We start from the raw sequence: 23,494 nt of genomic DNA, 5'->3' as shown, positions 1-23,494 counted from the left end.
AGAGATGAGTGAGGCTGAAGCCCGCCCAACTAACTTTATTCGTCAGATCATCGACGAAGATTTGGCGAGCGGCAAGCACAGTAGCGTGCATACCCGTTTTCCGCCTGAGCCCAATGGCTACCTGCATATTGGCCATGCTAAATCGATCTGCCTGAACTTCGGCATTGCTCAGGACTATCAGGGTCAGTGCAACCTGCGTTTCGACGATACCAACCCGGTTAAAGAGGATATGGAGTTCGTCGAGTCCATCAAGCGCGACGTGCAGTGGCTGGGCTTTGAGTGGAGTGGTGACGTTCGTTATTCCTCAGATTACTTCGATCAGCTTTATCACTACGCGGTTGAACTGATCACCAAAGGTCTGGCCTATGTCGATGAGCTGACGCCGGAAGAGATCCGCGAATATCGCGGCACCCTGACCGCGCCGGGCAAAAACAGCCCCTGGCGCGATCGCAGCGTCGAAGAGAACCTGGCGCTGTTCGAAAAAATGCGCAACGGCGAATTTGCCGAGGGTAAGGCCTGCCTGCGCGCCAAAATCGACATGGCGTCCAGCTTTATCGTGATGCGCGATCCGGTGCTCTACCGCATTAAGTTTGCCGAGCATCACCAGACCGGCAAAAAGTGGTGCATCTATCCGATGTACGACTTTACCCACTGCATCTCCGATGCGCTGGAAAATATCACCCATTCGCTCTGTACGCTGGAGTTCCAGGATAACCGTCGCCTCTATGACTGGGTGCTGGATAATATCTCGATACCGGTGCATCCGCGCCAGTATGAGTTCTCGCGTCTCAACCTCGAATATGCGGTGATGTCGAAGCGCAAGCTGACACAGCTGGTCAACGAAAACGTGGTGGAAGGCTGGGACGATCCGCGCATGCTGACCGTTTCGGGCCTGCGCCGTCGCGGCTATACCGCCGCCTCGATCCGCGAGTTCTGCCGCCGTATTGGCGTCACCAAACAGGATAACGTGGTTGAGATGGCGTCGCTGGAATCCTGCATTCGCGACGATCTGAACGAAAACGCGCCGCGCGCCATGGCGGTGCTCGATCCGCTGAAAGTGGTGATTGAGAACCTGCCGGCTGGCCATAACGAAATCATCACCATGCCGAATCATCCGAACAGGCCGGAGATGGGCACGCGCGACGTGCCGTTTGGCCGTGAGGTCTGGATCGATCGCGCTGACTTCCGCGAAGAAGCCAATAAGCAGTACAAACGTCTGGTGCTGGGCAAAGAGGTGCGTCTGCGCAACGCCTACGTGATCCGTGCCGAGCGCGTGGCAAAAGATGAAGAGGGGAATATCACCTGCATCTACTGCACTTGCGACGTCGATACCCTGAGCAAAGATCCGGCTGACGGCCGCAAGGTAAAAGGCGTGATCCACTGGGTCTCCGCCGACCATGCGCTGCCGGCGGAATTCCGCCTTTACGATCGCCTGTTCAGCGTGCCGAACCCTGGTGCGGAAGAGGATTTCCTGACCACCATCAATCCGAACTCGCTGGAGATTCGTCAGGGGTTTGTCGAGCCAGGCTTACAGAACGCCAGCCCGGAAGCGCCTTATCAGTTTGAGCGTGAAGGCTACTTCTGTGCCGACAGCCGATATTCGCGTCCGAACCAGCTGGTGTTTAACCGCACCGTGGGCCTGCGCGACACTTGGGCGAAAATCGGCGAGTAATTTTTTCGCATTCGGCTTGATATGCATTTACGACAGGGCGAGCAATCGCCCTTTTTTATATCTGCAATTAGCGGCAAGACCATTTTTTGTTATGTAACAATCCATTATCTCTTGTCAGACCAGACTGGGAGTTGTCTGAGTTAACGAAAATTAATCAATTTCCAGATGTGAATTTCATTTTTTCAGGTAGGCTATTCGCTCTTTGAAGAGGCTATGCGGGCATAAAAAGGAAAAATGATGACAGCTCTTGGTCAGGAAGCAAAACACAGCGTGGTAGTTTTACATCAGTTAATCGAACGTATATTCAATCAGCCTTCAGGCGAAGACGATACCTTCGATCTGCTGCTCTCGCACTTCCATCCCGATTTCCGCATGGTCACACCCCAGGGGCGACTGCTCGATTTGAATCAAACTGAAGCGTTGTTTCGGCAGCTGCAGGGGCGTCGCGAAGGCATGCGCATCGCCACCAGCGAACACGCGGTGATCTCTCAGAGCAAAGATGAGATCACTATTCAGTATCGCGAGCTGCAGATGATGAACGGCAGCGATCAGGCGCGCATTTCGCTGGCGATCCTCGACTGCACTACCTCAATCCCCCGCTGGCGCTACCTGCACGAAACGCTGGTCGCCTGACGGCCATAAAAAAAGCCGGTACATAGACCGGCTTATAGCATTACTGCATAGCACACATTTTTACTGATCGTGGAGCGTTTCGTCTTCGCGGCAATCGCCCAGCGAGCAGTGTCCATAGAGATAAAGGCTATGGTTCGTCAGCTTGATGCCGTGACGGGTAGCAATATCTCGCTGGCGTGATTCGATTGATTCATCGCTGAATTCGATGACTTTGCCGCAGTCGAGGCAGATCAGGTGATCGTGATGATGCTGCTGGGTCAGTTCGAAAACCGATTTTCCACCTTCGAAGTTATGACGCGTAACGATGCCCGCATCGTCAAACTGATTCAGTACGCGATAAACGGTAGCCAGACCAATCTCTTCGCCCATATCAATCAGGCGTTTATACAGATCTTCCGCGCTGACGTGATGGCACTGAGGTTCCTGAAGCACTTCCAGAATTTTCAGTCTGGGCAGCGTGACTTTCAGGCCAGCCTTCTTTAATGCGGTATTGTTGTCAGTCATGCGGATATTGTCCTGTTACTTTGCTGGTTACTTGAGGCGCCTTGCCTTGAATGTCGTTCGGTGTCTATTCTCATTTGCGTCTCATTATAGAGGCGAAGTTTTGAAATGAAAACCGAGGGAAACGCCTGAAATCAACACGGGCTGTAAGAAGAAGCGTAACGGCGCCGGGCGGAGAAATGCAGGAGGTTCGTTATCATCTCGCTAACTTCCTGACCTCGCGGAAGAAATAAGCAGATAACCGATGTGGGTATTGTACAGAATCAGAGATAAAAGTTAAAAATCTGTAGCTATTATTTCTATAGGAAAAACCATTAACTCAATGTGAGCCAGCGCCCACATTGAGTATGTGGCTAATCAGGCGTCGATGATGGCCTGCAGCTGCAGCTCATCGTGAATCTGCTTAACCCAGGCTTCGACGCGCTGGTTGGTTAGTTCCGGCTGACGATCTTCGTCAATCGCCAGGCCAAGGAAGTGTTTGTCATCCGCCAGACCTTTAGAGGCTTCGAAGTGGTAGCCTTCGGTCGGCCAGTGGCCGACGATCACCGCGCCGTTCGGCTCGATGATGTCGCGAATCGTGCCCATCGCGTCGCAGAAATACTCTGCATAGTCTTCCTGATCGCCACAGCCGAACAGTGCGACCAGCTTGCCGTTGAAATCGATCTCCTCCAGCGTCGGGAAGAAGTCGTCCCAGTCGCACTGCGCTTCGCCGTAGTACCAGGTTGGAATGCCCAACAGCAGGATATCGAACGCCTCGAGATCTTCTTTCGTGCTCTTGGCAATGTCATGCACTTCCGCAACCTCTTTGCCCAGCTGTTTCTGGATCATTTTTGCAATGTTTTCGGTGTTGCCGGTATCGCTGCCAAAGAAGATGCCTACGATTGCCATGGAGTAAATAACCTCTTAAATCCTGATGATGAGTGCATGCGCAGAGCGCACAATTAAGCGAATGATAGCAGAGCGGGCAAAAGGGCGGAACTCGAAAAGCCGCTCCATTTGCTTCTGCGTGCGCTTTACGCTATTCAGCCCAGTTTGAGTTGCGCCAGCAGCATTTGTTCAATCAGTTCGCTGCGGCTGATGTTGCGCTGCTCAGCCAGGGTGTTTAACGCATCCACGGCTTCGCTGGTCATTTTGAGTTCGACACGACGCAGCCCGCGCACCTTGTCACGTTTCAGTTGATTGCGCTTATTGATGCGCAGCTGTTCATCACGCGAGAGCGGACTGGTTTTCGGTCGACCGGGCCGACGCTCGTTTGCAAACAGATCCAGCGTAGTGCGGTCAGTGTGTTCTTTTGCCATGGGTTAGTAAAACTAGCGGCGCGAGCAGGCGCGTTTATAACGAAATGGGCCATTACCGCGGCAAAAAAATAGGCAGCGGCAAAATTTAGCGCGCCATCATACTCCAGCCGAAGTGATGACGCCAATGGTAAACCGCGAACGGCAAGCTTTTGCTTTTAAAGCGCAAAAAAGCGGCGGACGCTGCGCAATACGGCATCAGGTTTCTCGGCGTGCACCCAGTGGCCGGCGCCGCTGATGACGTGCGCATGTGCCGCAGGAAACTGACGCAGCAGCGCATCGCGATGCTGGTTGTCGAGATAGGGCGAGTCGCCGCCGCGTATAAAGAGCGCGGGATGCGGCCAGGGCGGCACCGCTTCCCAGCCAGATATTGTAGCGTAATTTTCCCATAGCGCCGGAACGTTGAAGCGCCACTCGCCATCCTGAAACGATTTGAGAATAAACTGGATGACGCCTTCTTCTTTTATATGGGCGCGCATCACCTGCGCGGCCTCGCTGCGCTGGCGCACACCTGCGGCGCTAACGGCGCGGATGGCGGCGAAAATCTCGTCGTGGCGTCGCGTCTGATAATCCACCGGCGCGATGTCGATCATCACCAGCCTCTCCAGGCGCTGCGGCGCCAGCGCGCTCATCGCCATGGCGATTTTTCCGCCCATTGAGTGGCCAATAACGGCGGCACGATCGATCTGATGCGCATCCAGGGTGTCGAGCATATCCTGCGCCATGGCGCGATAGCTCATCTCGTCGGCACGCGGCGACAGGCCGTGGTTGCGCACGTCCACCTGTAGCAGCGGGCCTGCGTCTTTCAGGCCGCGCGCCAGCACGCCGAGGTTATCCAGACTGCCGAACAAGCCGTGAATTAACAGGATGGGTAAGGAATCAGCGATTGATTGGTCAGTTTGCAGACGAGCATTTAAAATCATGGCAAAGTTCTTAAGATGGGGACCTTGGGTTAGGTTATCATGCTTTCACCTTTCCAGGCGCGAGGATGCGGCAGGCTTTAGGGCATATTCCGACTTTTGCCGTATGCGCGTGCGAAGGCTATCAGCCCGCCTGGATTTAACTTTATAATCCTTATGTTAGAACCCGCCCGCTCCGCGAACAACCGAGTGTTGCAACGGCGTTTTTCAGGCTGGCGTGGTTCTGTCACGAGTCGAAACCGTACGGAAAAAGATGAAAACGATCGAAGTTGACGAAGACCTCTACCGCTATATCGCCAGCCACACGCAACATATCGGCGAAAGCGCCTCTGACATTTTACGGCGGATGCTAAAATTTAATGCCGGTCAAAGTGCGCCTGCGGCAGCGGCGCCGTTAGCCGCTGGCGATGCGGCGCAGAAAACGATCCAGCCTGTGCGCGCGGAAAACCGCCCGCAGGATCGCGTGCGCGCTGTGCGTGAGCTGCTGCTGTCCGACGAATATGCCGAACAGAAGAAAGCGGTCAATCGCTTTATGATGGTTCTCTCAACGCTCTATCGTCTTGATCCTTCAGCGTTTGCTGAAGCCACTGCATCGCTGCAGGGCCGTACTCGCGTCTATTTTGCGGGCGACGAGCAAACGCTGTTGCAAAATGGCACCCATACTAAGCCGAAGCATGTCCCCGGCACGCCGTACTGGGTGATCACCAATACCAATACCGGCCGTAAATGCAGCATGGTGGAACACATCATGGTCTCAATGCAGTTCCCGCAGGAGCTGGCAGAGAAAGTTTGCGGCACCATTTAAACTGAAGCGTCAGGGAGAAGCGCCAATGGCCAGTCACCCCCGTGCCGGGCAACCCGCCCAGCAGAGCGATTTGATTAACGTTGCACAGTTAACATCACAGTATTATGTCCTGCAGCCCGACGTGGCGAATCCGGACCATGCGGTGAAATTCGGCACCTCCGGGCATCGCGGCAGCGCAGGACGCCAGAGCTTTAACGAGCAGCATATCCTGGCGATCGCACAGGCTATCGCGGAAGAGCGCAAGAAAAACGGCATTACCGGACCCTGCTATGTCGGTAAAGATACGCATGCGCTCTCTGAGCCAGCGATTTTGTCGGTGCTGGAAGTGCTGGCCGCCAACGGCGTAGACGTCATCGTGCAGCAGGACAACGGCTACACGCCGACGCCGGCTATCTCCAACGCTATCCTTGAGCATAACAAGCAGGGCGGCGCGCAGGCGGACGGTATCGTGATTACACCGTCGCACAACCCGCCGGAAGATGGCGGCATCAAGTACAACCCGCCGAACGGCGGCCCGGCCGACACCAACGTCACCAAAGTGGTCGAAGACCGCGCCAACCAGCTGATCAAAGCGGGCCTGCAAGAGGTCAAACGTCTGCCGCTGGATCAGGCATGGGCCAGCGGTCGCATCGTCGAAAAAGATCTGATCCAGCCTTACGTAGAAGGGCTGGCGCAGGTGATCGACTTTGCCGCTATCCAGAAAGCGGGCCTGAAGCTGGGCGTCGATCCGCTAGGCGGCTCTGGTATGGAATACTGGAAGCGCATCGCCGAGCACTATCAGCTCGATCTGACCATCGTCAACGACGCCATCGACCAGACTTTCCGCTTTATGCATCTGGATAAAGACGGTGTGGTGCGCATGGACTGCTCCTCCGAATGCGCCATGGCGGGCCTGCTGGCCTATAAAGACAAGTTCGATCTGGCGTTCGGCAATGACCCGGACTATGACCGTCACGGCATCGTTACGCCAGCGGGCCTGATGAATCCGAACCACTACCTGGCTGTGGCAATCAACTACCTGTTCCAGCATCGTCCGCAGTGGGGCAAAGAGGTCGCCGTCGGCAAAACGCTGGTTTCCAGCGCGATGATCGACCGCGTGGTTAACGATATCGGCCGCAAGCTGGTGGAAGTGCCGGTGGGCTTTAAGTGGTTTGTTGACGGCCTGTTTGACGGCAGCTTCGGCTTCGGCGGCGAAGAGAGCGCGGGCGCCTCTTTCCTGCGTTTCGACGGCTCCGCCTGGTCGACCGACAAAGACGGCATTATTCTCTGCCTGCTGGCGGCGGAAATCACCGCAGTCACCGGCAAGAACCCGCAGCAGCACTATGACGAGCTGGCTGCACGCTTCGGCGCGCCGAGCTACAACCGTCTGCAGGCGCCTGCGACCTCTGCACAGAAAGCGGCGCTGTCGAAGCTGTCGCCGGAGATGGTCAGCGCCGACACCCTGGCGGGCGATCCCATCACTGCGCGCCTGACGGCGGCGCCGGGCAACGGCGCCTCTATCGGCGGTCTGAAAGTGATGACGGAAAACGGCTGGTTCGCTGCGCGTCCGTCAGGCACCGAAGACGCCTACAAGATCTACTGCGAAAGCTTCCTCGGCGCGGAGCATCGCGCGCAGATCGAGAAAGAAGCGGTAGAGATCGTCAGCGAAGTGCTGAAAAACGCCTGATGATATTGAGCTGGCTGGTAAACCAGAGGGTTTTTCAGGCGGCTCAATAGTCAAAACGCGGATGGTATGGACCGAAGAGCAAAGCGTCCCACTACAGGGACAAAAACGCCGGGAGCGTTTTTGAACAACGCTGCGCGTTAGCCCGTTTACGGGCGCACCTCAGGGATGAGGTGCGTAATCACGCGGGCCGAACGAGCATGGATGCCATGGACTTTGCGAGCGGTCCACGCCATCCGCGTCTGCACAGTGACACAAGCATCAAGCGCCCTCCGGGCGCTTTTTTTATGGCATAAAGCGGTAGCCGATGCCGGTTTCGGTCAGCAGATGTTTCGGCTGCGCCGGATCCGCCTCCAGCTTCTGGCGCAAATGCGCCATATAGATGCGCAGATAGTGGCTGTGCTCCACCGCGTTCGGCCCCCACACCTGGCTCAACAGCTGGCGCTGCGTCAGTACCTTCCCGATATTGCTCAGCAGCACGCCCAGCAGGCGGAACTCAATCGGCGTCAGATGCACCTCGCTATCGGCGCGCACCACACGGCGCGCGGCGAGATCGACGCAAACATCGGCGAAACGGATTACCGGCTCCGGCTGCTGGCCGGGATGACGGCGCAGCGCCACGCGCACGCGCGCCAGCAGCTCGCCGATGCCGAAAGGCTTGGTCAGATAGTCGTCTGCGCCGACGTCGAGCGCGTCGATCTTATCCTGCTCATCTACGCGCGCCGACAACACAATCACCGGCACGGCGCTCCACTGGCGCAGCTCGCGGATAAAGTCGCGTCCGTCGCCGTCCGGCAGGCCCAAATCGAGGATCACCAGGTCAGGCTTGCGCGTCGCTGCCTCAATTAGCCCACGCTGTAGCGTGTCGGCATCGAACACCTTCAGCGTCTCGCCTTCCAGCGCAAGGCGCACAAAGCGCCGGATCTCTTTTTCATCTTCAACGATTAATACGGTGGCCACGCAGCGGTGCTCCATGCCTGAAAACCTGGCGCTACTGTAGCAGCAAAACATCCGGCTGCGAATTGATCACATGGCGATCAAGCCTTTAACCATTATGTAACTTACTTTCACTATTATCTGAAGAGGTGTCTTAAACGCAGAAAAATAGTGGTCGGATGAGTAGTAAAATTACACAGGGAAGCGTAATATCTGAACAAGATCACATTTTAATCACAGCTTTAAAGGAGGCCAGCGATGTATCCAACCTATCCCATGTATAAAATCCTGTTGCGCCGCGCGTGGGTTATCCTGCTTGGCGTCGTGGCGCTGCCGGTGATGCTGTTTCGCCGGGACAGGGCGCGTTTCTACAGCTATCTCCATCGCATGTGGTGCAAAACCAGCGCCAAGCCAGTCTGGCTGGCGCAGAGCGAAGCCGCAGGCGGCGTCTTCTGGTAATCCTGCTGCATCACAGAACAAAGCCCGATTTCCCCATCGGGCTTTGTTGTTTCTGAATCCCCGTCACAGAGTAAAGCCTCTCCAGCCCTGACTTGAGCTGTTATTCACTCAATTTTCAGCTACACTTAAACCTCTACAAGATTTCGGAGGTTGTACAACTATGAGCGTAAAAATTCCGCTGGGTATCAGTGCCTGCCTGCTGGGAGAGCAAGTCCGCTTCGACGGCGGTCATAAACGTCTGGCATTTGCCGTCAACGAGCTTGCGCCCTTTGTACGCTTTGAACCGATCTGCCCCGAAATGGCGATAGGCCTGCCGACGCCGCGTCCGGCGCTGCGGCTGGTAAAGCAGGACGATGAAGAGATCCATCTCTGCTTCAGCAAAGAGGGTGGTGAAGAGTTGACCCAGCAGATGAACGACTGGTCAGCGCAACGGGTTAAGTCACTGCATCACCTGTGCGGCTACATCCTGTGCGCCAAATCGCCCAGTTGCGGTATGGAGCGCGTGCGCGTCTATGAACCCGATACCAACAACAACCGTAAAGCGGGCATGGGACTGTTCGCCGAAAAGCTTAAGGCGGAGCTGCCCTGGCTGCCAATCGAAGAGGACGGTCGGCTGCACGATCCGGCGCTGCGTGAAAACTTCGTTGGACGCATCTGCGCGCTGCACGAATTTAACCAGATGTGGCAGCGCGGGCTGACGCGCGCGCAGCTTATTGCCTTTCACAGTCGCTACAAGCTGCTGATGCTGGCGCATTCGCAGGAGAAGTATCGCGAGCTCGGCCCGTTTGTCGCCTCGATGAGCCAGTGGGATTCGCTGGAGGCTTTCGCCTTTGAATACCGCAATCGCATGATGGAGCTGCTGTCGCATCCCGCGTCGCGTCGCAACCACACCAACGTGCTGATGCATGCGCAGGGCTATTTCCGCCGTCAGCTAAGCTCCCCGCAGCGTCAGGAGCTGGCGGAGCTGATCGACCGCTACCGCTGCGGCGTGCAGCCGCTGCTGGCGCCGATCACCATGCTTAAGCACTATATGTCGCAGTATCCGCATCCCTGGCTGACGCAACAGCGTTACTTCGATCCTTACCCGGAGGCGCTGCGACTGCGCTACGGTCAGTAAGATGCGCACCCATTTAGTCTGGCTGCGTAACGACTTACGCGTGAACGACAATCTGGCGCTGAGCGCCGCCTGCCGCGATGGCGACGCAAAGGTGATCGCGCTGTTTATTGCTACCCCGCAGCAGTGGCATCAGCACGATATGGCGCCGAAACAGGCGGCTTTTATCTATGACAGCCTGCTCGAACTGCAGCAGGCGCTGGCCGATCGCGGCATTGCGCTGTTTACGCAGGCGTGCGACGACTTCGCCGCATCGCTGGATCTGCTGAGCACTTTCTGCAAGAAGCATCACGTTGATGCGCTGTTTTACAACTACCAGTATGAGCTCAACGAGCGCAGGCGCGACGCCGAGGCGGAAAAGCGCCTCGATAAAGCGGGTGTGGTCTGCCAGGGCTTTGACGACAGCCTGCTGCTGCCGCCAGGCAGCGTTCAGACTGGCGACGGCAAGATGTACAAAGTCTATACCCCCTTCAGCAAAGCCTTTGTGCGGCGGCTGCAGCAGGCGCTGCCGGAGTGCGTCGCCGCGCCGAAACCGCGCGGCAACGGTGCGATCAAGGCGGGGGCCGCGCCGGCGCGCTTCGACTATCCCATGGAAGAGTACGACCGCGAACGCTTCCCGCCGGGCGAGCGCGCGGCGCTGGCGCGGCTGCGCCATTTCGCCAGCCAGCCGATTGTTGACTACAGCACGGCGCGCGATACGCCCGCGGTAGACGGCACCAGCCGGCTCTCGGTCTATCTCACCACCGGCGTACTGTCGCCACGCCAGTGCCTGCACCGCGTGCTGAAAGAACATCCACACGCGCTGGAGGAGAGTCAGCTCTTCACCTGGGTCAACGAGCTAATCTGGCGCGAGTTTTATCGTCATCTGATGGTGGCCTTTCCCGCCCTTTGCCGTCATCAGCCTTTTGTCGAATGGACACGCCACGTTGACTGGCAGCGCAACGAGGCCCACTTCACCGCGTGGAAAGCGGGCAAAACCGGCTATCCTATTGTGGATGCAGCAATGCGACAGATGAACGCGCTGGGCTGGATGCATAACCGCCTGCGCATGATCAGCGCCAGCTTTCTGGTGAAGGATCTGCTGATTGACTGGCACGAAGGAGAGCGCTACTTCATGCAAAAGCTGATCGACGGCGATCTGGCGGCCAATAACGGTGGCTGGCAGTGGGCGGCGTCGACCGGCACCGATCCGGTGCCGTACTTTCGCATCTTTAACCCGACCACCCAGGGTGAGCGCTTCGACCGCGACGGCGCCTTTATTCGTCAATGGCTGCCAGAATTGAAAGAGGTGCCGGACAGCGATATCCATCAGCCCCAGCGCTGGGCGGAGAAAAACCACAAGAAACTCGATTATCCGGCGCCAATCGTGGAACATAAGCAGGCCCGTAAAAAGACATTAGACGCCTTTGTGCGCGCGAAAAACGCAGCCTGAGGCGGCATGGAGCCGTTATGAATCACTATGAACTGGAAAAGATCGTCAATCAGCAGCTCAACAGCAGCGCCTTCAGCGACTACGCGCCGAACGGCCTGCAGGTTGAGGGACGACCTGAGGTGAAAACCCTGATCACCGGCGTGACCGCCTGCCAGGCGCTGGTGGATGAAGCCGTGGCGCGCAACGCCGATGCGATTCTGGTGCATCACGGCTATTTCTGGAAAAGCGAGCCGGCGGTTATCAAAGGCATGAAGCGCAACCGCCTGCGTGCGCTGCTGGCGAATGATATTAATCTCTACGGCTGGCATCTGCCGCTGGACGCCCATGCGACGCTGGGCAATAACGCCCAGCTGGCGAAGCTGCTCGATATCAACGTGAAAGGCGAGGTGCAGCCGCTGGTCTTCTGGGGCGAGCTGGCTACCCCGCTGAGCGGCGAGGCGCTGGCGCAGCGCATTGAAGAAAAACTCGGTCGCACGCCGCTGCACTGCGGCGACAATGCGCCAGCAGAGATCCGTCGCGTTGCCTGGTGCAGCGGCGGCGGCCAGGGGTTTATCGACAGCGCGGCCGCCTTCGGCGTCGATGCCTATATCACCGGTGAAGTCTCCGAGCAGACGATTCACAGCGCCCGCGAGCAGGGACTTCACTTCTTCGCCGCTGGCCATCACGCTACCGAACGCGGCGGCATCAAAGCGCTGGGCGAGTGGCTGGCCAGCGAGCATGGTCTGGATGTCACCTTTATCGATATTCCTAATCCCGCCTGATTATTCTCCCCCCGTGCGCCCGCTTTCGGGCGCAAATCTGTTGACACCGTTCTGACACTTTCGCATAACTATTCGCTTTCTTCTGATAATGGTCAGCCGCCACGCGCGTCGCGCGGCGGAAAAGTGGAGGTGGGATTTGCAACGAGCGCGATGTTATCTGCTTGGCGAACAGGCGGTGGTGCTGGAGCTTGAACCACCGGTATCGCTGCAAAGCCAGCAGCGCATTTGGGGATTAACGCAGCGCCTGCAACAGTATGAGCAGGTGGCGGAAGTGATTCCCGGCATGAACAATATCACGCTGCTGCTGCGCGACCCGCAGCAGAACGCGCTGGATGCCATCGAACATCTGCAGCGCTGGTGGGAAGAGAGCGAGGAGCTGGAGATCTCGTCCCGTCTGGTCGAGATCCCGGTTGTTTACGGCAAGGCTGCCGGACCGGATCTTCAGGTGGTGGCCGATCACGCGGCAATGACGCCGAAACAGGTGGTCGAGCTGCACAGCAGCACTGATTACATGGTCTATTTTATCGGCTTCCAGCCGGGATTCCCCTACCTCGGGGGCCTGGACAGCCGACTGCATACGCCGCGTCGCGCGGAGCCGCGCGTCAGCGTGCCTGCCGGCTCCGTCGGCATCGGTGGTAGCCAGACCGGCGTCTATCCGCTTGCCAGTCCTGGCGGCTGGCAGCTGCTCGGCCAGACGCCCGTCGCGCTGTTTAATCCGCGTCAGCAGCCGCCGACGCTGCTGCGTCCCGGCGACAGCGTGCGCTTTGTGCCGCAAAAGGAGGGCATATGTTGAGGATCCTGCGCGCCGGACTGGCGACCACGCTTCAGGACAGCGGCCGCACCGGCTGGCGACAGTCCGGCATCAGCGTCGGCGGGGTGCTCGATCTGCCCGCCATGCGCACCGCTAATTTACTGGTCGGCAACGATCCAGACAGCGCGGTGCTGGAAATCGTACTGGGCCAGTTCAAGGCTGAGTTTATGCGCGACGGCTGGTTCGCCCTGACCGGCGCCGCCTGCAATGCCGAGCTGGATGATAAACCAGTCTGGACCGGCTGGCGGCTGCCGGTGAAAAAAGGGCAGGTGCTGACGCTCTCTATGCCGCTGCACGGCATGCGCAGCTATCTGGCAATTCACGGCGGCTATGAGGTCGAACCGATACTCGGCTCTCTCAGCACCGATCTGAAAGCGGGCTTTGGCGGCTGGGAAGGACGCAAGCTGGAAGATGGCGACCGTTTGCCGCTCGGCAGGCCGACGCTGCACTTTACGCGCAAAGCGGGCGTCCGCCAGCTGCTGTGGGGCAACCGCATCCGCGCGCTGCCGGGGCCGGAATATCACGAGTTCAGCCGCGAGGCGCAGCAGGCCTTCTGGCGCACGCCCTGGATGCTGAGTCCGCAGAGCAACCGCATGGGCTACCGTTTGCAGGGACCCGAGCTAGAGCGCGAAACCGCGCGCGAGCTGCTGTCGCACGGGCTGGTGCCTGGCGTGGTGCAGGTGCCGCCGAACGGGCAGCCGATCGTGCTGATGGCTGACGCGCAAACCACCGGCGGCTATCCGCGCATCGCCTGCGTGATCGACGCCGATCTCTATCAGCTGGCGCAGATCCGTCTGGGCGAGCCGATTCACTTTCTCCAGTGTTCGCTGCCGGTCGCAATGCAGGCCCGCATGCATCAGCGGCGCGCGCTGGAGCATATGGCATGGGGGCTTGCTAATGAAAATTGATTTGAACGCCGATCTCGGCGAAGGCGGCGACAGCGATCGCGCGCTGCTGCAGCTGGTGAGCTCGGCCAATATCGCCTGCGGCTTCCACGCTGGCGACGCGCAGACCATGCTGCAGTCGGTGCGCTGGGCGAAAGCATTCGGCGTGGCGATCGGCGCGCATCCCAGCTTCCCGGATCGCGAGAACTTTGGCCGCACCGCCATGCAGCTGCCGCCGGAAACGGTCTACGCGCAGATGATCTATCAGATCGGCGCGCTGAAAAGCCTGGCGGAGAGCGAAGGCGAGCGGCTGGCGCACGTGAAGCCGCACGGCATGCTCTATAACCAGGCCGCCGTCGACGCGACGCTGGCGGACGCCATCGCGCGCGCGGTCAAGGCGATCGACGCGGATCTGATCCTGGTCGGGCTGGCGGGCAGTGAATCGATCCGCGCCGCCGCGCGCCACGGGCTGCGCACGCGCGAAGAGGTCTTTGCCGATCGCGGCTATCTCAGCAGCGGCGCGCTGGTGCCGCGCAGTCAGCCGGGCGCGATGATTGAAGAAGAGGCGCGCGCTATCCAGCAGACGCTGACCATGGTCAAAGAGGGAAGGGTAGAGAGCGTCAGCGGCGAATGGGTCGCGGTGAACGCGCAGACCGTTTGCCTGCACGGCGACGGCGCGCACGCGTTGCTGTTTGCAGAGCGCCTGCGCGATCTCTTCGCCGCCGAGCAGATCGCCGTCACCAGCGCCTGAATTTTCATTTTTTTGCCCGGCCTCGCAGCCGGGCTTTTTCAACATAAGGGTAAACATGGATAACGTGATAAACCTCTGGCCGCTTCTGGGCATTGCGGCAATCGTCGTCGGCTTTTTGCTGCGCTTCAACCCGGTGCTGGTAGTGATTGTCGCCGGCTTCGTCACCGGCTTTGCCGCGCTGATGCCGCTGGGCGATATTCTGGAAAAACTGGGCGCGGGCTTTCTCAATACGCGCAACCTGCCGCTGATCCTGCTGCTGCCGCTGGCAGTTATCGGCCTGCTGGAGCGGCACGGCCTGAAAGAGCGCGCGCAGGCCTGGATCGCGCAGATCAAAACCGCCACCGCCGGACGCCTGCTGATCGTCTATCTCTTCGTGCGCGAGGTGACGGCGGCGCTCGGCCTGACCAGCCTCGGCGGTCATCCGCAGATGGTGCGTCCGCTGCTGGCCCCGATGGCGGAAGGGGCGACCGAAAACCGCTATGGCGAGATGTCGCCGGAGGTGCGGCATCGACTGCGCGCCATGTCGGCGGCGACGGATAACGTCGGGCTCTTCTTCGGCGAAGATATTTTTGTCGCCTTCGGCGCCATTATCTTTATGCACAACTTTATGCTGGAGTCGGCCAATATTCAGACCGAGCCGCTGCATATCGCCGTCTGGGGCATCCCCACCGCCGTGGCGGCCTTTCTTATCCACTCGGCGCGCCTGGTGCGGCTCGATCGTCGGCTGGCGCGCGAGCTGCAGGCGCTGAACGGCGATGCGTTGAAAGCGAAAGGAGGCCGCTAATGTTTCAGCAACAGTATCTGATGTGGCTGGCCGGCCTGATTCTGCTGGTCGTCGCCGTGCTCTCCTGGCGCGACAGCCATAACCCGCGCCGCTTCACCACCGGCCTGTTCTGGGCGCTCTACGGCCTGATTTTTCTGGTCGGCGACTGGACCACGCAGCTGATGAGCGCGCTATTCGGCACCACGGAGCTGGGCACACGCTATCTGCACATCGGCGTCGGCGTGCTGGTGGTGGCGATGGCGCTGATCGCCGGGTGTGGCGGCGTGCGCCTCGGACGCTACCATCAGCGCAGCGACGAGGAGAAGCAGGTCAGCGCTCGCCGCCTCGGCAACCGGCTTTTCCTGCCCGCGCTGGCGATTCCGGTGGTGACGGTCATTGGCGTGCTCGCCTTTAACCATATTCCCGGCCTGCAGGAAGCGGTATTCGGCGCGGGCAACCACGCGACGCTGGTGACGCTCTTCTCCATGATGATCGGCTGTCTGCTTGGCTGGCTGATTGCGCTGAAAATGACGCACGAGAAGCCAGTGCAGTCGATGCAGGAGACGCGTCGACTGCTGGATGCCATCGGCTGGGCCTTTATCCTGCCGCAAATTCTCGCTACCCTGGGCCTGCTGTTCACCAGCGCCGGCGTTGGCAGCGCCATTTCCCATCTCACTGAGAACTATCTGGCGGTCGATAACCGCTTTGTCGCCGTCACGGTCTACGCCGTCGGCATGGCGCTGCTGACCATGGTGATGGGCAACGCCTTCGCCGCGTTCCCGATTATTACCGCTGGCGTCGGCATTCCGATTCTGGTGCTGCAGCATCATGGCGATCCCGCCGTGATGGCGGCGATCGGCATGTTCTCAGGCTACTGCGGCACGCTGATGACGCCGATGGCGGCCAACTTCAATATCGTGCCCGCCGCGCTGCTGGAGCTGCCGGATCGCAACGCGGTGATCAAGGCTCAGGTGCCGACCGGTGTGCTACTGTTAATCGTTAACGTGTTTCTGCTCTATTTCCTGATGTTCCGGTGAGGTCAGTATGAAAACGGTATTAGTGACGGCGTTCGAGCCTTTTGGCGGTGAAACGATCAACCCCTCATGGGAAGCGGTGCGCGCGCTCGAAGGCAAGACAATCGGCGGCGCGCGCATCGTGGCGCGTCAGCTGCCGGTGGTCTTTAGCGACGTGCTTGGCGTGCTCTATGCCGCCATGGATGAAGTCGAGCCTGATTTGATTCTCTCGGTCGGCCAGGCGGGCGGGCGCAGCGATATCACCATTGAGCGCATCGGCATTAACGTCGACGACGCGCGTATCGCCGATAACGCGGGGCAGCAGCCAGTGGACGAGCCGATTGTGGCGGACGGTCCGGCGGGCTATTTCTCCACGCTGCCGATTAAGGCGATTGTCGCCGCGGTGCGCGCGGCCGGGATCCCCGCGTCGGTATCGCAAACCGCTGGCACCTTTACCTGCAATCGCGTGATGTACGGTCTGCTGCACCGGCTCCATAGCCAGGGCAACCGCGTGCGCGGCGGCTTTGTGCATATTCCCTATCTGCCGGAGCAGGCGGCACAGCACCCTGGCGCGCCGAGCATGGCGCGCGATCACGTGATGCAGGCGCTGGAAATCGCCATTCGCGTCTCGCTGGAGACGGAAACGGACCTGAAAGTCGGCGGCGGCGCCACGCACTAAGAGGACGATTATGCCAGAAGGACCGGAGATCCGCCGCGCGGCGGATCAGCTTGAAGAAGCGATAGTCGGCAAGCCGTTGACGGACGTCTGGTTTGCCTTTCCCGAGCTTAAAACCTACGAGCCCGCGCTGCTGGGCGAGCAGGTCAACGCCATCGAGACGCGCGGCAAAGCGCTGCTGACGCACTTCTCCAACGGCCTGACGCTCTACAGCCATAATCAGCTGTACGGCGTCTGGCGCGTCGTGGAGAGCGGCACGGTGCCGGAAACCAAACGTCAGCTGCGCGTGCGGCTGGCGGTCGCCGATCGCGCCATTTTGCTTTACAGCGCCTCCGATATCGAACTGCTGAACGCCGACTCGCTGGCGGCGCATCCGTTTTTAAATCGCGTGGGTCCCGACGTGCTCGACGCGCAGCTTGACGTGGCGACGGTGCGCGAGCGGCTGCTGTCGCCGCGCTTTCGCCGCCGTCAGTTCAGCGGGCTGCTGCTCGATCAGGCGTTTCTGGCGGGGCTGGGCAACTATCTGCGCGTGGAGATCCTCTGGCAGGCGGGCCTGCTGGCGCAGCATCGCGCGCAGGATTTAACGGATGAGCAGCTTGACCTGCTCAGCGAGGCGCTGCTGGCGATACCGCGTCACTCCTACCGGATGCGCGGCACCATGAAGAAGTACCATCACGGCGCGGCGTTTCGCTTTGAGGTGTTTCATCGGCAGGGCAAGAAGTGCCGTCGCTGCGGCGAGATTATTCAGAAGGGGACGCTGTCGTCGCGGCCGTTTTACTGGTGTCCGGGCTGCCAGCACTAAAAGGGCACGGTCTATTGCTACACGCGACCGGCATCTGTCTTTCAGACGATGGGTTTCAGCATTCATAAAAAAAGCGGAGATTTCTCTCCGCTCATAGTCTGATATATCGAGCCGACGCGGGTAACATAGCCCGATCGCAAAGTCGCTTTACGCATCCCTGCACGCTCGGCCCACGCCATCCCTGGCGTGGGACGCTTTGCTCTTCGGTCTATGTTACCCGCTCTTCAGGCTTCTGTGCGGCCTGAACAGAAGCCGCTGCGGTTATTTCTTCAGCGCAGAGGTAAACTCACGCTCGGTATAGCCGGTATAGAGCTGACGCGGACGCGCAATTTTCATGCCTTCGTCATGCATCTCTTTCCAGTGGGCGATCCAGCCGACGGTACGCGCCATGGCGAAGATTACGGTAAACATCGAAGACGGAATACCCATCGCTTTCAGAATAATGCCGGAGTAGAAATCGACGTTCGGGTAGAGTTTGCGCTCGATAAAGTAGGGGTCGTTCAGCGCGATATGCTCCAGCTCCATCGCCACTTCCAGCAGGTCATCCTTCATGCCCAGCTCGTTCAGCACCTCGTGACAGGTCTCGCGCATCACGGTGGCGCGCGGGTCGTAGTTTTTGTAGACGCGGTGACCAAAGCCCATCAGGCGGAAAGAGTCGTTTTTATCTTTCGCGCGGCGCACAAATTCCGGAATATGCTCAACGGTGCTGATCTCTTCCAGCATACGCAGGGTGGCTTCGTTTGCGCCACCGTGCGCCGGTCCCCACAGCGAGGCGATGCCCGCAGCGATACAGGCGAAGGGGTTAGCGCCGGACGAGCCTGCGGTGCGCACGGTAGAGGTAGAGGCGTTCTGCTCATGGTCGGCGTGCAGGATCAGAATACGGTCCATCGCGCGTTCCAGCACCGGGTTCACCTTGTACTCTTCGCAAGGGGTGGCGAACATCATGTGCAGGAAGTTGCCAGCGTAGGAGAGGTCGTTGCGCGGATAAACAAAAGGCTGACCAATAGAATATTTGTAACACATCGCCGCCATGGTCGGCATCTTCGACAGCAGACGGAACGCGGCGATTTCACGGTGACGCTCGTTATTCACATCCAGCGAATCGTGGTAGAAAGCGGCCAGCGCGCCGGTCACGCCGCACATTACCGCCATGGGGTGGGAGTCGCGACGGAAGCCGTGGAACAGACGGGTAATCTGCTCATGGATCATGGTATGACGGGTCACGGTCTCGCGGAACGCTTCAAACTGCTTCTGCGTGGGCGCTTCGCCGTACAGCAGGATATAGCACACTTCCAGATAGTTAGAGTGGGTCGCTAACTGATCGATAGGGAAGCCGCGATGCAGCAGAATGCCTTCATCGCCGTCGATAAAGGTGATTTTGGATTCGCAGGACGCTGTAGAGGTGAAACCCGGGTCAAAGGTGAACAGGCCGCTGGAGCCCAGGGCGCGGACATCAACCACATCCTGCCCAAGTGTGCCTTGCAGCACGTCCAGCTCAAGAGCCGTGTCATCTTGTAGGGTTAGCGTCACTTTTTTATCTGTCATTTTCGTCTCCATAGCGCCTTATGTAAGTATGGATCTTAGACACCTGAAAAGCGGTCATGTTGCGGTCGCCATTAACTTCACAATAACACTCTGCGGTAACAACGCGGGTGCAGGGTACAGAGTGAGAGGCGTTTCCCGGCAGGGAACGTGGCAGTCATGAAATTCTGCATATCGCGGTTGTTAAAGATCCGGTCGGGACATAACTTTCTGGTAATCAACAACCTGTTGTTTTAGGGTGCTCATAACCAGAATGTTACATAACTTGTGCTTAGGGGAAAGTGTATCCCCATAACTTTTGTGCATCACTGGGGTTTGATGCCCTAGTTTGTAACTGAATTGTTGAACTTTTGTCAAATCAGATAATTAAATTTGTATTAAATGTGAAATTCGTGAGTCGGATCACTGTTTCACGCAAATGTACCCAAAGGGATTGTAGGGTAATTGTAATAAGAATGTGATCGTCCTATACTGCCGCCAGGTCTCCGGAAACCCCCTGACACCAGGAGCCACCCAGCGTTTCTACCGCGTCAATTAACACTGGATGTTGCTGATTTGGTGACGGTTAAAGTCTGAACACACCTGTGATTCGACTCCGCCTCAGGGACCGGAGGAAGCAAAATAAAAAAGAGCTGTGTGGGCAAAACCGTGAAAAAACAAAGACCTGTCAACTTGGATCTCTCGACGATCCGGTTTCCCGTTACTGCAATATCGTCCATTCTCCACCGCGTTTCCGGCGTCATCACCTTTGTGGCTCTCGGTATCCTGCTCTGGTTGCTGGGCACTTCTCTCTCTTCCCCGGAAGGTTTCCAGCACGCTGCCGCCATTATGGATAGCTTCTTTGTGAAGTTTATTCTCTGGGGCATCCTTACCGCGCTGGCATTCCACACGGTGGGCGGGATTCGTCATATGTTGATGGACTTTGGTTACCTTGCTGAGACGCTGGCTATCGGCCGCCAATCCGCCTGGGTCACCTTCGGCATTACTGTCGTGCTTTCAATCCTGGCAGGAGTTCTCGTATGGTAAACAATGCATCCGCGTTGGGCCGCAGCGGCATTCAGGACTGGCTACTGCTGCGCGCTTCGGCAATCCTCATTACGCTCTATATCCTCTACATCGTGGGCTTTATCGCCCTGACCGACACGCTGACCTATGATGTCTGGCGCGGCTTCTTCGCCTCGTCGTTCACCAAAGTGTTCACCCTGCTGACGCTGTTCTCCATTCTAATTCACGGCTGGATTGGCATGTGGCAGGTGCTGACCGACTACATAAAAGGTCTGGCGCTTCGTCTGATCCTGCAGCTGGTGATTGTGGTCGCGCTGTTGTCGTATGCAATTTATGGAACTGTTGTGGTGTGGGGTGTGTAAATGAATTTGCCAGTTAGAGAATTTGATGCCGTGGTGATCGGCGCAGGCGGCGCAGGAATGCGCGCCGCACTGCAAATCTCCCAGTCGGGCCAGAGCTGCGCCCTGCTATCGAAAGTCTTCCCGACCCGTTCCCACACTGTGTCTGCGCAGGGCGGCATTACCGTCGCGCTCGGCAACACCCACGAAGATAACTGGGAATGGCATATGTACGACACCGTCAAAGGTTCCGACTACATCGGCGACCAGGACGCGATCGAATATATGTGTAAAACCGGCCCGGAAGCGATTCTGGAGCTGGAACATATGGGTCTGCCGTTCTCCCGTCTGGAGGATGGCCGCGTATATCAGCGTCCGTTCGGCGGCCAGTCGAAAAATTTCGGCGGCGAGCAGGCGGCACGCACCGCGGCGGCGGCGGACCGTACCGGTCACGCGCTGCTGCATACGCTCTATCAGCAGAACCTGAAAAATAAAACCACCATCTTCTCCGAATGGTACGCGCTCGACCTGGTGAAAAATCAGGACGGCGCCATCGTCGGCTGTACGGCGATCTGCATCGAAACCGGCGAAACCGTCTACTTCAAGGCCAAAGCGACCATTCTGGCGACCGGCGGTGCTGGCCGTATCTATCAGTCGACCACCAACGCCCACATCAATACCGGCGACGGCGTCGGCATGGCGCTGCGCGCAGGCGTGCCGGTGCAGGATATGGAGATGTGGCAGTTCCACCCAACCGGCATTGCCGGCGCAGGCGTGCTGGTGACCGAAGGCTGCCGCGGTGAAGGCGGCTATCTGCTGAACAAACACGGCGAGCGCTTCATGGAGCGCTACGCGCCAAACGCGAAAGATCTGGCGGGCCGCGACGTGGTGGCGCGCTCCATGATGATCGAAATCCGCGAAGGCCGCGGCTGCGACGGCCCGTGGGGCCCGCACATCAAGCTGAAGCTCGATCACCTGGGCGCCGAGGTGCTGGAGTCGCGTCTGCCGGGCATTCTCGAGCTGTCGCGCACCTTCGCGCACGCCGATCCGATCAAAGAGCCTATCCCAGTGATCCCGACCTGCCACTATATGATGGGCGGCATTCCGACCAAAGTGACCGGTCAGGCGCTGCGCGTCAACGCGCAGGGCGAAGATGAAGTGATTCCCGGCCTGTTCGCCGTCGGCGAAATCGCCTGCGTTTCGGTGCACGGCGCCAACCGTCTCGGCGGCAACTCGCTGCTGGACCTGGTGGTGTTTGGCCGCGCGGCCGGCGTGCATCTGATGGAGTGCATCGAACAGCAGGGCCCGCTGCGCGACGCCACGCTGGATGAAATCGACGCCGCCATGGCGCGCTTCAACCGCTGGGAAAACAACACGACCGGCGAAGATCCGGTAGAAATCCGCAAAGCGCTGCAGCGCTGCATGCAGAACAACTTCTCAGTATTCCGCGAAGGCGATGCGATGAAGCAGGGCCTGGAAGAGCTGAAGCAGATTCGCGAGCGTCTGAAATCAGCCCGTCTGGATGACCGTTCACCGGACTTCAATACCCAGCGTATTGAGTGCCTGGAGCTGGATAACCTGATGGAAACGGCTTACGCCACGGCGGTTGCGGCGAACTTCCGCACCGAAAGCCGCGGCGCGCACAGTCGATTCGACTTCCCGGATCGCGATGATGAAAACTGGTTGTGCCACAGTCTCTACGTCCCCGAAACCGAGAGCATGACGCGCCGCGAGGTGAACATGCAGCCGAAACTGCGCGCGGCCTTCCCGCCGAAAGTGCGTACCTACTAATAGCGGAGACGATCATGAAACTTGAGTTTTCAATTTATCGCTACAATCCTGAAGTCGACGCCGCGCCGCGCATGCAGGATTACACGCTGGAATCGGAAGATGGCCGCGACATGATGCTGCTGGACGCGCTCATCCGGCTGAAAGAGAAAGATCCGACGCTGGCGTTTCGTCGCTCCTGCCGTGAAGGCGTGTGCGGCTCCGACGGCCTCAATATGAACGGCAAAAACGGCCTGGCGTGCATCACGCCGGTGTCGGCGCTGGGCAACGGCACGAAGAAGATCGTTATTCGTCCGCTGCCGGGCCTGCCGGTGGTTCGCGACCTGGTCGTGGATATGGGGCAATTCTACGCGCAGTATGAGAAGATTAAGCCTTACCTGTTGAATAACGGGGAGAATCCGCCAGCACGTGAACATCTGCAGTCGCCTGCCGAGCGTGAGCATCTGGATGGGTTGTATGAGTGCATTCTCTGCGCCTGCTGCTCAACCTCCTGTCCGTCGTTCTGGTGGAATCCCGACAAATTTGTCGGTCCTGCGGGCCTGCTGGCCGCGTATCGCTTCCTGATCGACAGCCGCGACACCGAAACGGAAGCGCGTCTGGACAATCTGAACGACGCTTTCAGCGTTTTCCGCTGTCACAGCATCATGAACTGTGTGAGCGTCTGTCCGAAAGGACTGAACCCGACGCGCGCCATCGGCCATATCAAGTCGATGCTGCTGCAGCGGGGCGCATAAAACAGTATCCGTCCGGGAACCTCAGGTTCCCGGCGTTTTACGGAAGCCTTGCTAAGCGCGGCGACGCCACGCTTAGCAAGGTTCCCTTACGGGCAGGGCGCGTGTGAGCGCACAGGCTCGTATCGCTGAACTCACTACGGCAAACCGCGAAAGCGGCAACAAATGAAACCTCAAAAAAGCATAGTAATGCTTAAGG

The 23,494-nt window shown here is 58.6% G+C and carries 25 protein-coding genes; 19 read left to right on the top strand and 6 right to left on the bottom strand.

The genetic code is table 11. The features are described from left to right. The first annotated feature begins 4 nt into the window (after positions 1-4). Positions 5-1,672: a glutamine--tRNA ligase gene (gene glnS / locus ACR6A7_RS05555; protein ID WP_434123853.1), complete on the top strand. Its 1,668-nt coding sequence runs from the start codon at positions 5-7 to the stop codon at positions 1,670-1,672. A gap of 237 nt (positions 1,673-1,909) precedes the next feature. After that, positions 1,910-2,305, top strand: coding sequence for a hypothetical protein (locus ACR6A7_RS05550; RefSeq protein WP_434123852.1), 396 nt, complete (start codon positions 1,910-1,912; stop codon positions 2,303-2,305). A gap of 60 nt (positions 2,306-2,365) precedes the next feature. Here ACR6A7_RS05550 and fur read toward each other — a convergent pair whose 3' ends face one another. The 4 genes from fur to ybfF all read right to left on the bottom strand — a co-directional run bounded on the left by fur (position 2,366) and on the right by ybfF (position 5,024). Then, entirely contained in the window at positions 2,366-2,809 is a 444-nt protein-coding gene (fur, locus tag ACR6A7_RS05545; RefSeq protein WP_033751764.1) for a ferric iron uptake transcriptional regulator, read from the bottom strand. 354 nt (positions 2,810-3,163) lie between these two features. Then, on the bottom strand, positions 3,164-3,694 hold the full coding sequence (gene fldA, locus ACR6A7_RS05540; protein ID WP_434123851.1) for a flavodoxin FldA: 531 nt from the start codon (positions 3,692-3,694) through the stop codon (positions 3,164-3,166). Between the two features lie 134 nt (positions 3,695-3,828). Then, the gene (gene ybfE / locus ACR6A7_RS05535; RefSeq protein ID WP_033751760.1) at positions 3,829-4,104 is read right to left on the bottom strand and encodes a LexA regulated protein; all 276 of its coding nucleotides are present in this window, start codon (positions 4,102-4,104) and stop codon (positions 3,829-3,831) included. 155 nt (positions 4,105-4,259) lie between these two features. After that, positions 4,260-5,024, bottom strand: a complete 765-nt coding sequence (ybfF, locus tag ACR6A7_RS05530) for an esterase (RefSeq protein ID WP_434123850.1) — start codon at positions 5,022-5,024, stop codon at positions 4,260-4,262. Between the two features lie 250 nt (positions 5,025-5,274). On the opposite strand from ybfF, the gene seqA reads away from it, so the two are divergent. Together seqA and pgm are read left to right on the top strand one after the other, a co-directional pair. Beyond that, positions 5,275-5,826: a replication initiation negative regulator SeqA gene (seqA, locus tag ACR6A7_RS05525; RefSeq protein ID WP_033751754.1), complete on the top strand. Its 552-nt coding sequence runs from the start codon at positions 5,275-5,277 to the stop codon at positions 5,824-5,826. Positions 5,827-5,851: 25 nt separating this feature from the next. Next, positions 5,852-7,492 (top strand): phosphoglucomutase (alpha-D-glucose-1,6-bisphosphate-dependent), encoded by a 1,641-nt coding sequence (pgm, locus tag ACR6A7_RS05520; protein WP_434123849.1) that lies wholly within the window; start codon positions 5,852-5,854, stop codon positions 7,490-7,492. Between the two features lie 282 nt (positions 7,493-7,774). Here pgm and kdpE read toward each other — a convergent pair whose 3' ends face one another. Then, positions 7,775-8,449, bottom strand: a complete 675-nt coding sequence (gene kdpE / locus ACR6A7_RS05515; RefSeq protein WP_434123848.1) for a two-component system response regulator KdpE — start codon at positions 8,447-8,449, stop codon at positions 7,775-7,777. Between the two features lie 234 nt (positions 8,450-8,683). Here kdpE and ACR6A7_RS05510 point away from each other — a divergent pair, with 234 nt between their 5' ends. The 11 genes from ACR6A7_RS05510 (at position 8,684) to nei (ending at position 17,891) form a co-directional block, all read left to right on the top strand. Further along, entirely contained in the window at positions 8,684-8,884 is a 201-nt protein-coding gene (locus ACR6A7_RS05510; protein ID WP_434123847.1) for a YbfA family protein, read from the top strand. A gap of 160 nt (positions 8,885-9,044) precedes the next feature. Beyond that, on the top strand, positions 9,045-10,001 hold the full coding sequence (locus tag ACR6A7_RS05505) for a YbgA family protein (RefSeq protein WP_434123846.1): 957 nt from the start codon (positions 9,045-9,047) through the stop codon (positions 9,999-10,001). Between the two features lies 1 nt (position 10,002). After that, a complete protein-coding gene (phrB, locus tag ACR6A7_RS05500; RefSeq protein WP_434123845.1) occupies positions 10,003-11,430 on the top strand; it encodes a deoxyribodipyrimidine photo-lyase in 1,428 nt (475 codons plus the stop codon). Positions 11,431-11,447: 17 nt separating this feature from the next. Beyond that, complete coding sequence (locus ACR6A7_RS05495) at positions 11,448-12,191, top strand: type 2 GTP cyclohydrolase I (RefSeq protein ID WP_434123843.1); 744 nt, start codon at positions 11,448-11,450, stop codon at positions 12,189-12,191. A 136-nt stretch (positions 12,192-12,327) separates the two neighbouring features. Then, positions 12,328-12,984 (top strand): 5-oxoprolinase subunit PxpB, encoded by a 657-nt coding sequence (pxpB, locus tag ACR6A7_RS05490; protein ID WP_434123842.1) that lies wholly within the window; start codon positions 12,328-12,330, stop codon positions 12,982-12,984. After that, on the top strand, positions 12,978-13,910 hold the full coding sequence (gene pxpC, locus ACR6A7_RS05485; protein ID WP_434123841.1) for a 5-oxoprolinase subunit PxpC: 933 nt from the start codon (positions 12,978-12,980) through the stop codon (positions 13,908-13,910). The genes pxpB and pxpC overlap by 7 nt, the downstream gene beginning before the upstream one ends. Beyond that, positions 13,900-14,637, top strand: coding sequence for a 5-oxoprolinase subunit PxpA (gene pxpA, locus ACR6A7_RS05480; RefSeq protein ID WP_434123840.1), 738 nt, complete (start codon positions 13,900-13,902; stop codon positions 14,635-14,637). Before pxpC ends, pxpA begins: the two co-directional genes overlap by 11 nt. 55 nt (positions 14,638-14,692) lie before the next feature. Continuing rightward, positions 14,693-15,421 carry a DUF969 domain-containing protein gene (locus ACR6A7_RS05475; RefSeq protein WP_434123838.1) on the top strand — a complete coding sequence of 243 codons (729 nt, stop codon included), beginning with the start codon at positions 14,693-14,695 and terminating at the stop codon, positions 15,419-15,421. After that, complete coding sequence (locus ACR6A7_RS05470) at positions 15,421-16,437, top strand: DUF979 domain-containing protein (RefSeq protein WP_434123837.1); 1,017 nt, start codon at positions 15,421-15,423, stop codon at positions 16,435-16,437. Before ACR6A7_RS05475 ends, ACR6A7_RS05470 begins: the two co-directional genes overlap by 1 nt. Positions 16,438-16,444: 7 nt before the next feature. Beyond that, on the top strand, positions 16,445-17,092 hold the full coding sequence (gene pcp, locus ACR6A7_RS05465; RefSeq protein WP_434123836.1) for a pyroglutamyl-peptidase I: 648 nt from the start codon (positions 16,445-16,447) through the stop codon (positions 17,090-17,092). Between the two features lie 10 nt (positions 17,093-17,102). Continuing rightward, positions 17,103-17,891, top strand: coding sequence for an endonuclease VIII (gene nei, locus ACR6A7_RS05460; protein ID WP_434123835.1), 789 nt, complete (start codon positions 17,103-17,105; stop codon positions 17,889-17,891). Positions 17,892-18,152: 261 nt separating this feature from the next. On the opposite strand, the gene ACR6A7_RS05455 is transcribed toward nei, so the two are convergent. After that, positions 18,153-19,436: a citrate synthase gene (locus ACR6A7_RS05455; protein WP_434123834.1), complete on the bottom strand. Its 1,284-nt coding sequence runs from the start codon at positions 19,434-19,436 to the stop codon at positions 18,153-18,155. A 633-nt stretch (positions 19,437-20,069) separates the two neighbouring features. Between ACR6A7_RS05455 and sdhC the strand changes: the two genes are divergently transcribed. The 4 genes from sdhC to ACR6A7_RS05435 are packed head-to-tail and all read left to right on the top strand — an operon-like array spanning position 20,070 to position 23,298. Continuing rightward, entirely contained in the window at positions 20,070-20,459 is a 390-nt protein-coding gene (sdhC, locus tag ACR6A7_RS05450; protein ID WP_033751718.1) for a succinate dehydrogenase cytochrome b556 subunit, read from the top strand. After that, complete coding sequence (gene sdhD / locus ACR6A7_RS05445; RefSeq protein ID WP_434123833.1) at positions 20,453-20,800, top strand: succinate dehydrogenase membrane anchor subunit; 348 nt, start codon at positions 20,453-20,455, stop codon at positions 20,798-20,800. Before sdhC ends, sdhD begins: the two co-directional genes overlap by 7 nt. Further along, complete coding sequence (sdhA, locus tag ACR6A7_RS05440) at positions 20,801-22,567, top strand: succinate dehydrogenase flavoprotein subunit (RefSeq protein ID WP_434123832.1); 1,767 nt, start codon at positions 20,801-20,803, stop codon at positions 22,565-22,567. Between the two features lie 14 nt (positions 22,568-22,581). Then, positions 22,582-23,298, top strand: a complete 717-nt coding sequence (locus ACR6A7_RS05435; protein ID WP_033788969.1) for a succinate dehydrogenase iron-sulfur subunit — start codon at positions 22,582-22,584, stop codon at positions 23,296-23,298. Positions 23,299-23,494: the final 196 nt, after the last annotated feature.

It is taken from the genome of Pantoea phyllosphaerae, from assembly GCF_051025595.1.
Classification (GTDB): domain Bacteria; phylum Pseudomonadota; class Gammaproteobacteria; order Enterobacterales; family Enterobacteriaceae; genus Pantoea.
This window is presented reverse-complemented; position numbering and strand designations above follow the sequence as displayed.